Origin of the sequence: Micromonospora parathelypteridis, assembly GCF_014201145.1 — a bacterium.
Classification (GTDB): Bacteria; Actinomycetota; Actinomycetes; order Mycobacteriales; family Micromonosporaceae; genus Micromonospora; species Micromonospora parathelypteridis.
Genome location: NZ_JACHDP010000001.1, coordinates 2141104 through 2154906 on the forward strand (window position 1 = coordinate 2141104; position 13803 = coordinate 2154906).

At 72.4% G+C, this 13803-nt stretch carries 13 protein-coding genes; 4 read left to right on the forward strand and 9 right to left on the reverse strand.

From position 1 onward, the window contains the following. Positions 1 to 72: 72 nt before the first annotated feature. Positions 73 to 1488 carry a serine/threonine-protein kinase gene (locus HNR20_RS09280; protein ID WP_184178233.1) on the forward strand — a complete coding sequence of 472 codons (1416 nt, stop codon included), beginning with the start codon at positions 73 to 75 and terminating at the stop codon, positions 1486 to 1488. A 28-nt stretch (positions 1489 to 1516) separates the two neighbouring features. On the opposite strand, the gene HNR20_RS09285 is transcribed toward HNR20_RS09280, so the two are convergent. The 9 genes from HNR20_RS09285 to HNR20_RS09325 form a co-directional block, all read right to left on the reverse strand. Further along, positions 1517 to 2572 carry a glycosyltransferase family 4 protein gene (locus HNR20_RS09285; protein ID WP_184188230.1) on the reverse strand — a complete coding sequence of 352 codons (1056 nt, stop codon included), beginning with the start codon at positions 2570 to 2572 and terminating at the stop codon, positions 1517 to 1519. A 160-nt stretch (positions 2573 to 2732) separates the two neighbouring features. After that, the gene (locus HNR20_RS09290; RefSeq protein WP_184178235.1) at positions 2733 to 3404 is read right to left on the reverse strand and encodes a BON domain-containing protein; all 672 of its coding nucleotides are present in this window, start codon (positions 3402 to 3404) and stop codon (positions 2733 to 2735) included. 181 nt (positions 3405 to 3585) lie between these two features. Beyond that, entirely contained in the window at positions 3586 to 5220 is a 1635-nt protein-coding gene (locus tag HNR20_RS09295) for a S1C family serine protease (RefSeq protein ID WP_184178237.1), read from the reverse strand. Between the two features lie 64 nt (positions 5221 to 5284). After that, the gene (locus HNR20_RS09300; protein WP_184178239.1) at positions 5285 to 6841 is read right to left on the reverse strand and encodes a sensor histidine kinase; all 1557 of its coding nucleotides are present in this window, start codon (positions 6839 to 6841) and stop codon (positions 5285 to 5287) included. Continuing rightward, complete coding sequence (locus HNR20_RS09305; RefSeq protein ID WP_184178241.1) at positions 6838 to 7539, reverse strand: response regulator transcription factor; 702 nt, start codon at positions 7537 to 7539, stop codon at positions 6838 to 6840. Before HNR20_RS09305 ends, HNR20_RS09300 begins: the two co-directional genes overlap by 4 nt. A 96-nt stretch (positions 7540 to 7635) precedes the next feature. Then, entirely contained in the window at positions 7636 to 8247 is a 612-nt protein-coding gene (locus HNR20_RS09310) for a PadR family transcriptional regulator (protein WP_184178243.1), read from the reverse strand. Further along, positions 8244 to 9068 carry a DUF4097 family beta strand repeat-containing protein gene (locus HNR20_RS09315; protein ID WP_184178245.1) on the reverse strand — a complete coding sequence of 275 codons (825 nt, stop codon included), beginning with the start codon at positions 9066 to 9068 and terminating at the stop codon, positions 8244 to 8246. Before HNR20_RS09315 ends, HNR20_RS09310 begins: the two co-directional genes overlap by 4 nt. A gap of 102 nt (positions 9069 to 9170) precedes the next feature. Further along, entirely contained in the window at positions 9171 to 10115 is a 945-nt protein-coding gene (locus HNR20_RS09320; protein ID WP_184178247.1) for a lysophospholipid acyltransferase family protein, read from the reverse strand. After that, the gene (locus HNR20_RS09325) at positions 10112 to 10900 is read right to left on the reverse strand and encodes a GNAT family N-acetyltransferase (RefSeq protein ID WP_184178249.1); all 789 of its coding nucleotides are present in this window, start codon (positions 10898 to 10900) and stop codon (positions 10112 to 10114) included. The genes HNR20_RS09320 and HNR20_RS09325 overlap by 4 nt, the downstream gene beginning before the upstream one ends. A gap of 160 nt (positions 10901 to 11060) precedes the next feature. On the opposite strand from HNR20_RS09325, the gene HNR20_RS09330 reads away from it, so the two are divergent. From HNR20_RS09330 to HNR20_RS09340, 3 genes are all read left to right on the forward strand, one after another. Further along, positions 11061 to 11708: a hypothetical protein gene (locus tag HNR20_RS09330; RefSeq protein ID WP_184178251.1), complete on the forward strand. Its 648-nt coding sequence runs from the start codon at positions 11061 to 11063 to the stop codon at positions 11706 to 11708. A gap of 141 nt (positions 11709 to 11849) precedes the next feature. Further along, positions 11850 to 12785 (forward strand): ABC transporter ATP-binding protein, encoded by a 936-nt coding sequence (locus HNR20_RS09335; protein ID WP_184178253.1) that lies wholly within the window; start codon positions 11850 to 11852, stop codon positions 12783 to 12785. Then, complete coding sequence (locus tag HNR20_RS09340) at positions 12782 to 13594, forward strand: ABC transporter permease (RefSeq protein ID WP_184178255.1); 813 nt, start codon at positions 12782 to 12784, stop codon at positions 13592 to 13594. The genes HNR20_RS09335 and HNR20_RS09340 overlap by 4 nt, the downstream gene beginning before the upstream one ends. The last annotated feature ends 209 nt before the right edge of the window (positions 13595 to 13803 follow it).

The window sequence follows — 13803 nt, forward strand, 5'->3', positions numbered from 1 at the left end:
GTGACGGCGTTGACAGCCCGGACACATTCGCGCAACCTGATACCGCTCCCACCCCTGAGGCAGGTGCGATCGGTGAAGGCAGCACTGCATCCGGGCCGATTGCTGGCCCGCAGATACCGACTTCTCGACCAGATCGGCGCCGGCGGCATGTCCGTGATCTGGCGTGCCCGGGACGAGGTGCTGGACCGGGTCGTCGCGCTCAAGGTGCTCGCACCGTCACTGGCCGCCGACGCGCGATTTCGGGGCATGGTGCGCGAGGAGGCTCGGGCCGCCGCCCAGTTGGTGCACCCGCACGTGACCTCGGTGCACGACTACGGCGAGACCGTCGCCCCGGACGGCTCGATCACCTCGTTCGTGGTGATGGAGCTGCTCAGCGGCGAGGAGCTGGAGCTGCGACTCACCGAAGGGCCGTTGCCGTGGGCCGAGGCGGTCCAGGTGGGCGCGCAGGTCGCCGACGCGCTGGCCGCAGCGCACCGACTCGGCATCGTGCACCGGGACATCACCCCCGCCAACGTCATGATGACCCGAACGGGGGTCAAGGTGCTCGACTTCGGCATCGCCACCCGGATCGGCGCGCCCGACGAGGACGAGGACGGGGAAACCTTCGGAACGCCGGCGTACGTCGCCCCGGAACGGCTCGACGGCGCGCCGGCCCAGCCGTCCACCGACGTGTACTCGCTCGGCGTACTGCTGCACGAGGCGCTCACCGGCCGGGTCCCGTACCCGGCGGACACCTGGGAGGAACTCAGCGCCGCGCTGGCCCTCGGCCCGACGCCGACGCTGGCCGACCTTCCGGAGCTGCCCCCGCCGGTGGCGCGGATCTGCCTGCGCAGCCTCGCCCGGGACCCGGCCGATCGGCCGACCGCCCGGCAGGTCGCCACCGTGCTGCTCGATCAGTTGCTGCCAGCCGACGCTCCACCCGAGCCCGTCCGGGCGCCCACCCCGCCCCTGCCGCCGCAGCCGGTCACCGTCCCCACGATCGCCGGGTCGGGCTGGTCGCGACGGCGGCTGGCGCTGCTGGCCGTCCCCGTGATCCTGGCGGTCGGGGTGGCCCTGGCCGGCGTGGCCCTGCTGCCCGATCAGCAGCCGGCACGCCAGGCGCAGCCCACGGTTGGCCCGGTGGCGACCCCGCCGACCGACCCGCCGGTCTCCGCGCCGCCGGAGCCGACCTCGGCACCGCCAACGTCGCCGAGCACCGGCCCGCCCACCTCGGATCCAGGCACCCTGATTGAGGCTGCCAACCGGGTCGACAAGCTGATCAGCGCCGGGCTGAGCGCCGGGGAGATCCGCAGCGACGTCGGCCTCGACCTGCGCAACGAGCTGCGCAACCTCACCTCCGCGGTCGGCTCCGGCCGAGGCGAGCTGGCACCACCGGTGGCCCGGCTGCGCCAGAAGGTCGCGGTCCGCCTCGGCGAGGGGGGCATCAGTCCGGCGTACGCGGAGCAACTCGACGCGGCCATCGCCAACCTGGGTGTGGCCAGGGTCTGACCGCACGGCAGCACCGGAGCGGGCGGAGTCAGCGGGCCGAGACCCGGGCCGATTCGAGGAGGTCGCGGCGGCCGGCAGCGAAGCGCTGGTAGACCTCCGCATAGCCGTACGCCATCCGTTCGACCGAGAAGTTCTCCGCGACGTGCGCCACGCAGTCATCCGGGTCGAGTCGCTCCGCCGCGAGCAACGCCGCGGGTAACTCCTCCGGGCGCGCACAGACCAGCCCGGTCAGCCCAGGTCGGACCAGCTCCGGCACCGCACCCCGGTTGAGCGCCACCACCGGTGTCCCGGTCGCCATCGCCTCCAGCATCACCATGCCGAACGGCTCATCCCACTGAATCGGCATGATCAGACAACGGGCGTCGACGAGCATCCGCAGCGTCTCCGCGCGGTCGGCGTTGAGCACGACTGTCACGTTCTCGTCGACCAGCGGCGCGACGACCTGCTCGTAGTAACGGCGCTCGGCCGGCTCGTTGCACTTACCGGCCAGCAGTAGGGGCAGACCCGCCTCCCGGCACGCCTCGATGGCGACGTCCGGGCCCTTGTCCGGGCTGAACCGCGCCAACCACAGCACCGGCCCCCGGCCGGGTTCGGTCTTGCGCGGAAGGCCGCGGATGTCCAGCGCGTTGTGCACCGTGCCGGCCCAGGGCAGACCGGGGTTCAGCAGGCGCTGGGCGTGTGAGATCGCCACCAGGGCGACGTCCGAGTCGATCTCGCTGAGCACGTCGCCGTACTCCCCCACGGGGTTGCCGTGCACGGTCGCGACCGTCGGTACGGCCCGGCGGCCGGCGAGCAGCGGCCCGATCGTGGTGTGGTCGTGGATCACGTCGAAGTCGGCCGCCGTGATCAGCCGGTTCACCCGGGCCAGGTGGGCCAGCTCGGGCAGCGATTCGCCGAGCCGCTCGTACTGGACGTCGGGGACGGTGGAGACGAAGCCTTCGGCGGCGGTGCCGTGGTGGCTGCCGGCACCGAACAGCGTCACCGCGTGCCCGTGCCTGGTCAACGCGTCCACCAGGGCGGCGACGACCTGCTCAAGACCGCCGTAGCCGGGCGGCGGCACGGACAACCAGGGCGGAACCACCATCGCGATGCGCAAAGACCGCTCCGGAGGGCGGCCCGCAGGCGGATGGTTCACGGCCACGAGTCCTCCCCCGTTGATTCCCCGGTGCGGCGTCACCGCCGGCCGAGCGTGGTCGGCGGCGGGTTCCCTGTGGCGTCCCGGGTAAACCGGACAAGGCGGACGCTCACCCGCCGACGAGGAGTTGGTCGTGCACCACCCGCACCCCCGGCGCGCACCAGGCGACCCGCTCGACCTGGTCGCGTTCCCACCAGGACCGGACCACCCCGGCGAGGACCAGCGTGTCGCCGTCCACCTCGACGGTCACCCGCTCGGCACCCATCGTGCGTACCAGCGCCCGCTGGACGTCCCGACGCAGCCGCTCGGCGACCGGTGGGGCCGACGGTCGTACCTCGATCAGGTTGGTGATCCCCCGGATGCCGTCGAGCCGGCGCAACTCCCCCTCGGCAGCGCGGCGCTGCCATCCGAACTCGACCTCCCCGCGCAGCATCAACCAGCCGTTGGCGACGGTCACGTCCAGCCGTTCGGAGGGCACGAAGCTGTCCCATTCCAGCGCGCGGGAGGCGGCGAGTGCAATCTCGCCGTCGGTACGCCCCGGCGTGCCGGAGAGCCGTACCTCGATCTCGTCAGCAACCGCCCGTACGCCTCGCACCCGTTGTGCACAGCGGGTCGCGGCCCAACTGCGAGCGGCACCGTCCACGAATCCGGTCAGGGTGACCACGCCCTCGTCGACGGTCACGCCGATCTCATTCGGTCGCAGCCGGGCGTCCCAGGCCAGCTCCGCCAGGACGTCGCGTTGGATCCGCTGGTCGTCGCGGACATCCACCACCTCGGTCATGGCACCCACCCCCGGTTCGATTGCCGAGACTCGCCCACCGAACCTGCCGGACAGACGGGTGACGGCGGTTCACCCGATCCGGGTGAACCGCCGTCCGGGCGGAAAGAAGCGGCGGGTGACGGAGCCGACCCCCTCGGCCCCGCCACCCGCCGCCGGAGGGAGGAGCAGGTTCAGATATTGGTTAGGACGTCTCGGCGAGCGTCACGGTTGCCGACTTCTCGACACCGTTCCGCTTGAACTGCACCTCGACCCGGTCGCCGACCTTGCCGGCCTGCACCGCGCCGACCAGGTCGTCCGAATCGTTGACCAGCTTGTCGCCGAATCGGGTGACGACGTCGCCGCGCTGGAGCCCGGCCTTCTCAGCCGGGCTGCCCGCGGTGACCGACGCGACGAGCGCGCCGCCGCCCTCGGCCTGGTTGACGCCCACCCCGAGCGACGGGTGGCTGACCTTCTCGCCGCGCTGAAGCTTGCCCGCGACGTCCTTGGCCTTGTTGCTGGGGATGGCGAACCCAACGCCGATGTTGCCGGTGCTCTGCCCGGAGGTCGCGATGGCGGTGTTGACGCCGATCACCTCACCCCGGGTGTTGACCAGCGCGCCGCCGGAGTTGCCTGGGTTGATCGGCGCGTCGGTCTGCAGCAGACCGGAGATCGAGCTGACGGCCTGGCTCTGCTGGGTCGGGTCCTGCTGCTGGCCCTCGCCGGCCCGGATGGTGCGGTCCCGGGCGCTGAGGATGCCCGAGGTCACCGAACCCTGCAGGCCGAGCGGGCTGCCCAGGGCGAGCACCTGGTCGCCGACCTGCATGGCGTCGCTGTCGCCGAACTTGGCCGGCTTGAGGTCGGTGACCCCGTTGGCCTTGACCACGGCCAGGTCGGTCTTCGGGTCGGTGCCGATGATCTTCGCCTGCGCGGTCTTGCCGTCGGCGAAGACCACCTGCACGGTGTCACCGCTGGCGGAGGCGACCACGTGGTTGTTGGTGAGCACGTAGCCGTCGGCGGTGAGCACCACGCCGGAGCCCTCGCCGCTGTCGGTGGCGATGGAGACGACGCTGTCCTGCACGGACGCGGCGATCTTCGGCAGGTCGGCGCTGTTGAGCACGGGCGCCGCGGAGTACGTGCGGGTGACGCCGCCGCTGTCGCCGTCCAGGGCGAGGGCGAGCGCCCCACCGGCCACGCCGGAGCCGAGCATCAGGGCGAACACCGCGACGCCGGCACCGGCGAACTTGGCGATCCGGCCCGGCCGGGGGCCGCTGCCGGGCGGCGCGACCTGCGGGCCCCACGGCGGGACCGGCTGACCCGGGTGCTGTGGCTGACCTGGGTGCTGTGGCTGGCCCGCGTGCTGCGGGTAGTGCGACTGGCCCGGCTGCTGCGGGTACGCCGCGCCCGGCTGGCCCCCGCCGGCCCAGCCGGACTGCTGGCTCGCGTACCAGGGTGCGCCGGGGTACTGGCCGGCCGTCGGCTGCGGGTAGCCGGGCTGGCCGGGTGCCGGGTGCCCGGAGACCGGGTACGGCGGAGCGGACGGGGTGCTGGTCGGCGGCTCGTACCCGGTCGGCTGCGCGACGGTCGGCGGCTCGTACCCCGTCGGCTGGCCCGGGTGTGCGGCCGGCGCGCCGGCCACGGCGGGCGTGACGGCGGTGGCCTCGGTGTCGCTTGCGGTCGAAACGACCGGGGTGTCGCCGGTGGTCGGAACGACCGGGACGGGAGTGGTCGGGGAGTCGGACTGCGCGCGCTCGTCGCGCGGCAGCTCGGCGGTGGACTGCGACGGCTCGGCGTCGGTGGGGGCCGGCCGGCGCTGCGGGTCGGACTCGAACTCGGTCATGCCACTACCTTCTCCCTGGGCACTGCAATCAAGCTGGAATCGTCCTGGAAGTTGGCTGAAAAAGTCACTCGCCCGCTCCCTCGATCTGTGGCAGCAGCGGCAGCCGGACCCGGAAGGTGGCCCCACCGCCGGGTGTCTCGGCCACCTCGACCGAGCCGTGGTGCGCGGCGACCAGCGCCGCCACGATGGCCAGGCCGAGGCCGGTGCCGGTGTTGCCATCGGCCCGCCGCGTACGCGCCGCGTCGGCCCGGTAGAACCGCTCGAAGACCCGTTCGGCCTGCTCCGCCGAGAGGCCGGGGCCGGTGTCGGCCACCTCCACGACGGCGAGGTCCCCCGGTTCGGCGCGCAACCGCACGCGGATCTCGGCGTCCGGCGGAGTGTGGGTCAGCGCGTTGGTGACCAGGTTGCCGATCACCTGGCGCAGCCGAGCGTCGTCAGCGGAGACGACGAGCGGACCCGACCCGGGCTCGATCTCCAACTCGATCCGACGATCCGGTGCCATCACCCGCGCGGCCTGCACCGCGTCGGAGGCGAGCACCGGCAGCTCCACCGAAGTCAGCGAGAGCGGCCGTTCCCGGTCCAGGCGGGCGAGCAGCAGCAGGTCCTCCACCAGCAGCCCCATCCGGGACGCCTCGTCCTCGATGCGGCGCAGCAGGCCGGCGGTCTGCTCCGGCTCACGCGCCGCGCCCTGCCGGTACAGCTCGGCGAAGCCGCGAATGGTGGTCAGCGGGGTCCGCAGCTCGTGCGAGGCGTCCGCGACGAACTGCCGCATCCGCTCCTCCGAGCGGATGGCCCGCGCCTCGGACGCCTGAGCGGCGACGGCCGCGTCGCGTGCGGCGCTCTCCGCCCAGCGCGCCGCGGACTCCGAGGCGGCTCTGGCGGTGAACGCCGCCTCGATCTGGGTGAGCATCGCGTTCAGCGCACGGGAGAGCCGGCCCAGTTCCGAGGTCGGATGCTCCTGCCCCTGCTCCGGGTCGGGCACCCGCTGGGTCAGGTCACCGCCGGCGATGGCGGCGGCCGTGCGTTCGATCTCCACCAGGGGTTTGAGGCTGGTCCGGACGATCGCCGCGCCCACCGAGGCCAGCAGGATCAGCACCGAACCGCCGACCAGCAGGTCGATCCAGACGAGCTGCTTCACCGCCCGGTCCACCTCGGTCAGCGGCTGACCCACGGCCAGCACCGAACCGTCCGGCTGTGCCGCGTAGTAGACCCGCCACCGGGTGTGGCCGTCGTGCGACACGACCGTCTTCGGCTCCCCCTCCGAGTCCTCGAAGCCGTCAACGCTCGTCGGGAAGCTCGGCAACTGCTCCGGGTCGAGGCTCTTGTAGTCGTAGATCGCGCGGTAGACCTGGGTCTCGTCGGCCAACGACACCACGTAGTCGCTGGGCAGCATCGCCCTGATCTCGCCGCTACGCAGCCCGGGGAGCGCCTGACCGAGACCCTGGGTGGCCGAGCGGACCTGCCCGTCCACCTGGCCCTCCAGGTAGTTGCGCAGGAAGTAGGCGGTCAGTGAGCTGATCACCAGCAGCGCGACGGCGACCAGCGCCAGCACCGAGGTGACCAGCTTGACCCGCAGCGGTACGCCCCGCACCCGCCCCTTCGCCTGCTGGACCGCGTTCACGCCGCCGGCTTGCGCAGCACGTACCCGACGCCACGGAGGGTGTGGATCAGCCGGGGTTGGGTGGTGTCGACCTTGCGCCGCAGGTAGGAGATGTAGGACTCGACGATGTTGTCGTCACCGCGGAAGTCGTAGTTCCAGACGTGGTCGAGGATCTGCGCCTTGGACAGCACCCGGTTGGCGTTGAGCATCAGGTAGCGCAGCAGCTTGAACTCGGTCGGCGAGAGCTGCACACGCTGGCCGGCCCGGTGCACCTCGTGGGTCTCCTCGTCCAACTCCAGGTCGGCGAAGGTGAGCCGGGACGGGGTCTGCTCGCCGGTCGTGGTGCGGCGCAGCACGGCGCGGATCCGGGCGGTCAACTCCTCCAGGCTGAACGGCTTGGTGACGTAGTCGTCACCGCCCAGGGTCAGCCCACGGATCTTGTCGTCGGTGGCGTCCCGAGCGGTCAGGAAGACCACCGGGGTACGGGTGCCGCCCTCGCGCAGCATCCGGATGACCTCGAAGCCGTCCAGGTCCGGAAGCATCACGTCGAGCACCACCAGGTCGGGCCGGTGGTCCTTGGCGGCGTTGAGCGCCGCGCTCCCACTGGTCGCGGTGGCCACGTCGAAGCCCGCGAACCGCAGGCTCGCGGAGAGCAGTTCGAGGATGTTGGGGTCGTCCTCGACGACGAGCAGTCGCGCCTCGGTCTGGGTAGCGGGCATGGGCCCATCATCGGTGACGTCACTGCGGCGGCGCTGGACGGTTGCTGCAAAAAAGCTGTGAGTCACCGGCCACGCGCCGCTCGGCGGCGACGCCGGTCAGCGCAACAGGCGGCGCAGCCCGTCCAGCGCGCCGTCGAGCAGCCGAATCGCGGTACGCAGCTGGGTGTCACTGAACTGCCGAGCGCGCACCAGCCGACCCACCTCGGTGGTGAACGCGGCCAGCCGCTGGTCGAACTCGTCGAGCAGTATGGCGTGCGGCCCGTTGGTCGGTGCCGGCCGGGACGGCGGCGCCGGGGTCTCCCACCGGGTACGCCGGGTCTGCCGGGTGGCTTCGGTGAGCTCCCGCTTGAGGTCGCGAACCGAGCCGCGAACCTCGCTGCGGATCTCGCCGGCCAGGGTGGAGAGGTCCGCCACCGAGGCCGCAATGTCCGCCTCCAGCGCGGTCAGCTCGCCGGCCCGCTGGCGCAGCTCGTCACGGCCGGCGTCGGTGATGTCGTAGGTCTTGCGGCCACCGGCGGCGGTGTGGCTGACCAGCCCCTCGGCCTCCAACCGTTGCAGGCGGGGGTAGATGGTGCCGGCGCTGGGCGCGTAGAGCCCGAGGAACCGGTCCTCCAGCAGGCGGATCAGCTCGTAGCCGTGCTTCGGGCCGTCGTCGAGCAGCTTGAGCAGGTAGAGCCGGAGCCGCCCGTGGCTGAACACGGCGGTCACGGCAGCTCCTCCCCCTCGTCGTCGACCGGTCGGGCGAGCAGGGCGATGCTCCCCGAGGTCGCGGAAGCCCAGAGCTTACCTTCGCCGGCGCCGAGCACCCCCTCACTGCTGGGCAACGGGAACGTCGAGGTGCGGACCTGCGGGAAGCCACTGGTGATCCGGCCCGAGGCGGTGTGCAGTTGGACGGCGAGGTCGCTGTCCTCACGGACCCGGACGGTGATGCTGCCCGAGATGGTGGTCAGCCGGATCTCGCTGCGCCGCGGATTGTCAAGGTCGCAGGTGATCGCGCCCGAGACGGTCTGCGCCCGCACCCGCTCGGCGGCGCTGTTGGCGAGGATCACCTCTCCGGAGACCGTCTCCAGAGTGAGGTCGCCACGTACGCCGAGCGCCTCCACCGGCCCCGAGGTGATCTTCGCGAAGGTGTTGCCGCGCAGGCCCATCAGGGTGATCTGACCGGCGGTGACGTGGACCGTCGTCTGCCGTCGCAGGCCGGAGGCGACCAGCGAGCCGGCGACCAGGCCCAGATCGGCGAGGACATCGGCGGGCACGGCGACGGAGACGTCCACCCGCGGGTAGCGGTGGATCATCCGGAACCAGCGCAGGACGTCCGACCAGCCCCGGCCGCGCTCCTGCCGGATGCTGAGCCGGCCGTCGGAGTGCTCGATCAGCACCGGTCGGCGACCGACCTGGGTGACGTCGATCCGGGTCGGACCGTCGGTCGCGACCACGTTGAGCCGTCCGCTCACCAGGCGGACGTCCAGCCGGGTGACCGGGCCGTCCATGGTGAGCCGCTGCGGGCTCTCGACCGTCCATCCGGCCATGGCTGTCCTCCTCTCGACCACGCGCCGGAGCGCGCCTGACGAGGAGACAGTAACGCGATACATCGCGACACTACAAAAGTGGCTGGTCGCTCCTCCCCTCGGTCAGGCCGCGAGGTCCAGTTCGCTACCGGAGGCGGCCGGCGTCGGCATCGGAACGACGGCCAGGGTCGCCGTGGGCGCCGGACGCTGCCGGGCCCGCGCCAGGGCACCCGCCGTGGGCAGCAGGTGTACGGCCGACTCGGCGGCCCGGGCCAGCATCCGCCGGTCGGCATCACGGGCCGGGTGCAGCGCGGCGGCGATCGTCACCGACACCACCAACTCCCGCGCCGTGACCACCCTGACCACCGACCGCAGCAGGGTGTCCGCCCCGAGGAAGGCAGCAGCCGTGGTGGTCGTCCCGGTGGCCGTGCAGCGGTAGGCGAGTCGCAGGGGCACCACCGGGCTGCCCGTTTCGATGGCCGCCTGGAACATCGCGGGCCGGAAGCCGCCGCCGGGGCGGCAGTCGGCGGCACCATCACCAGCACACCAGGTCGTACCCTCCGGAAAGACCGCCACCGACCGCCCGGCGCGCAGCGTGTCCGCGACCCGGCCGACGGTGGTCGGCAGCGCCCGCGGCCGGGAGCGGTCCACGAAGACCGTGCCCGCCGCCGCGGCCAGCAGGCCGAACACCGGCCAGGAGCGGATCTCCCGCTTCGCGACCATTCGGGTGGGCGCGACCGCCAGCACCGCGAGGATGTCCAGCCACGAGACGTGGTTGGCGACCAGCAGTGCCCGCCGCCGGGGCAGCCGCCCCCGGATCACCAGCCGTACGCCGAAGGCTCGGGCGGTGGCCCGGGCCCAGCCGCGCACCGCCGCCTGCCGTTCCCGGCTCGGGAGCACGGGCAGCAGCACCACCAGGCCGACCCCGGCCAGCAGCATGCCGGCCACCGCGACCAACCGGAGCACCCGGCGGGCCACCGACACCGTGGGCACGTCGCCGGCCGCCGGCAGGCAGTCGTCGTCGCAGCCCGACGAGGGCCGCCACAGGTCGTGCGGCGCGGCGGTCACCGCTGCGCCTCCGCACCCAGGAAGTGCCGCAGGTAGCGCGGGTTCATCCGGTCCAGGGAGAAGAGCACGTAGAAGTCCGCGCACCCGAAGTCGGGGTCGTACGACGGCTCACCACAGATCCACGCGCCGAGCCGGAGATAGCCACGCAGCAGCGGCGGCACCGCGACACGCCCGGCCGCGTCAGCCCCCAACGGGGCAGCGGCGGTGAGCGCGGCGGCCGGGTCGGCGAACCAGGGCCGCAGCGGGCGGACCCGCAGCGGCGGCGGCGACAGGTGTCGGGTCAGGGCCTGGTTCCACACCTCGGCGACCGTCCGCCCACCGTCGCCCACCGGCACCGAGGCACAGCCACCGAGCCAACGGGAGCCACGCAGGTGCAGGTACCGGACGATGCCGGCCCACATCAGGTTGATCACCGCGCCGGAGCGGTGGTCCGGGTGAACACAGGACCGGCCCGCCTCGACGAGGTCGTCGCGGAGCGGGTCGAGCGCGGTGAGGTCGAACTCGTCCTCGGCGTACCGCCGGTCCGCGCGGCCGGGCGGCAGCAGCCGGTACGTGCCGACCACGTCGCCGGTGCTGTCCTCGCGGACGATCAGATGGTCGCAGTACGCGTCGAAGGGATCCACGTCCAACCCGGCCGCACCGGGGAGGAGGGTGGCGCCGAGCTCAATGGCGAACACCTCGTGACGCAGGCGTTGCGCGGCCGCGACCTGGGTGGGGTCGTCGGCGATCAGCAGGGTGTATCCGCTGGTCGTCAGGGGTGCGCCAGCGGCATGCAGAACGGCCATGGGATCTGTCTAGGTGCCCGGGTTGCCATCCACGGGGACCACTGGTGTCGTTCGGGTGAACGCCGGCAGGCGAGACCGCGAGCCACACCCGGCGGTGGGCGTGCGAGGCTGCCGGGGCGGACCGGCGAACGCGCCGGCACGCCCCCACCGGAGGTCGATGATGCGTATCGAGTCCCGCTACAACGGGCCCGCCGGATCCGGCAACGGCGGTTGGAGCGCGGGAGTGTTCGCCGCCGAGGCCGGCGGCACCGGCCCGATCGAGGTGACGCTGCGCCGGCCACCGCCACTGGAGACCGCGCTGAGTCTGGTCGACGGCGAGGTCCGTGACCCGGCCGGCGAACTGGTGGCCGAGGTGCGCCCGGCCGGGGTGGTCGACGCTGTCGTACCCCCTGTCGACCTGGACACCGCGGTGGCTGCGGCGGCCCGCTACCCCGGCCTTGTCGAGCATCCTTTCCCCAGCTGTTATGTCTGTGGGCCACAGCGGACGGACGGGCTGCGGATCTTCCCCGGCCGGCTGCCGGACGGCCGGACCGCCGCGCCGTTCCGGGCGCCCGAGCAGGTCAGCGAGGCCACGGTCTGGGCGGCACTGGACTGCCCCGGCGGTTGGACCGTGCTCGCGCCGGGCCGCCCGTACCTGCTGGGCCGGATCGCCGCCGTGGTCGCGGCGCTGCCCGGGCCCGGCGACGAGTGCGTGGTGACCGGGGCGTTGCTCGGCGTCGATGGGCGCAAGGCGCTCGTGCACACCAGCCTCTACGGCCCGGACGGCACGCTGCTCGGCTCCGCCCGGGCAACCTGGATCGCCCGCTGAACCCGGCCGTCGTCCGTAGGGAGGAGTCGCCTCCGCCCTGCGACGGACCAGAAGGTACGGACCGCGCCTGATTGACCTTGTTGCCCCGGGCCGTCACGCTGTGCCACGGCGTACCTCGACGCCACACACGGGAGGAGAACGATGACTGACGGGCAGCGAAGCCCCACCAGCGACGGTCAGATCGTGGTGTCCGGTCTGACGAAGCAGTACAAGAACGTGCGGGCGGTGAACGACCTGTCCTTCACCGTGGCGTCCGGGCGGGTCACCGGCTTCCTCGGCCCGAACGGCGCCGGGAAGACCACCACGCTGCGCATGCTGCTGAACCTGGTCACGCCGACCGCCGGCACGGCCACCATCAGCGGCCGCCGGTACACCGACCTCAGCGACCCGCTGCGGCACGTCGGCGCGGTGCTGGAGGCCTCCAGCGCGCACAAGGGTCGCACCGGCATCAACCACCTGCGGGTCATCTGCGCGGCGGCCGGGCTGCCCAAGCAGCGGGCCGACGAGGCGCTGGCCCTGGTCGGTCTGACGCCGGCGGCGAAGCGCAAGTTCAAGGGTTACTCGCTGGGTATGAAGCAGCGGCTCGGCATCGCCGCCGCGATGCTCGGCGACCCCCGGGTGCTGATCCTCGACGAGCCGGCCAACGGGCTCGACCCGGAGGGCATCCGCTGGATGCGTGGGTTCCTCAAGAACCTCGCCCACGAGGGCCGCACCGTGCTGGTCTCCAGCCACCTGCTGTCGGAGATGCAGCTGCTCGCCGACGACGTGGTGATCATCGCGGCCGGGCAGCTGGTCCGGCAGGGACCGGTCGACCAGGTTCTCGGCTCGATGGCGCAGAGCGCCCGGGTCCGGGTCCGCACGCCGCAGGCCGACGCGCTGGTCGCCGCCCTGAAGGCGCAGTCGGCGACCGTCGACACCGACGAGCACGGCACGCTGCTGGTGGCCGGGGTGGATGCCCCGACGATCGGCCGGGCCGCTCTGGCCGCCGGCGTCGAGCTGCACGAACTGACCACCGAACGACCCGACCTGGAACGGGTCTTCCTGGAGCTGACGGCCGGAAAGGCGGGCATCCGATGAACCTCGTCCGAGCCGAACTGCTCAAGATCCGCACGACCAGCACCTGGTGGTGGCTGGCCCTCGGCGCGTTCCTGTCGATCGCCCTGGCCTTCGCGTTCAACGCCTGGTACGCCGTCACCGTCCTGGGCGGCGACGGCGGGGATGTCGGCGCCAGCCCGGAGCAGTCGACCCCGGCGGCGCAGGCGGCGAACCTCTACACCTCGGGCCAGTACCTCGGGCTGATGTTCGTGATGCTCATCGGCATCCTGATGGTCACCAACGAGTTCTTCCACCAGACCGCGACCACGACGTTCCTGACGACGCCGCGGCGCACCTCGGTCATCGTCGGCAAGCTCATCGCCGCGAGCCTGCTCGGCTTCTTCTTCTGGCTGGCGACCACCGTGATCGACCTGGCCGCCGGCTCCATCTTCCTGTCCCTGAACGACTACGGCGCCCAGCTCGGCGAGTGGCCGGTGCAGCGGGCGCTGCTGTTCAACCTGCTCGCGTACGCCATCTGGACGATCCTGGGCGTGGGTATCGGCACGCTGATCACCAACCAACTCGGCGCGGTGATCACGGCGGCGGTGCTCTACCTGGTCGGTACCCAGGTGGTGGGTCTGCTGTTCCTGCTCCTGTCGAACCTCCTGGACAGCGAGGCGGTGCTCAAGTGGCAGGTGGTCTGGCCCGCGGTCGCCTCCCAGGTCATGATCACCGAAGGCCAGTCGGAGTTCGTACCGGCCTGGTGGGTCGGTGCCCTGGTGCTGGTCGGCTACGCGCTGGTCAGCGGGGTCGTCGGAGTCCTGCTCACTCGGCGGCGCGACATCGCCTGACGGCGGTCCCGACCCCGGGGCGGCGGCGACAGGCTGGCCGCGCCGGGGTCGTCGCCGCTGCCGCGGGTCAGGACGGCGTGAATCCCCGTGCGTACCAGCCCTGGACCGGCCGCGCAGCGGTTGCTGAACTTCTGGCATCTTCTGTGAAACCGGCCACGGGACCGAGGCGGAAATGCCTGCGCGATCGGTACGGCGTAGCCTGGGAGCCG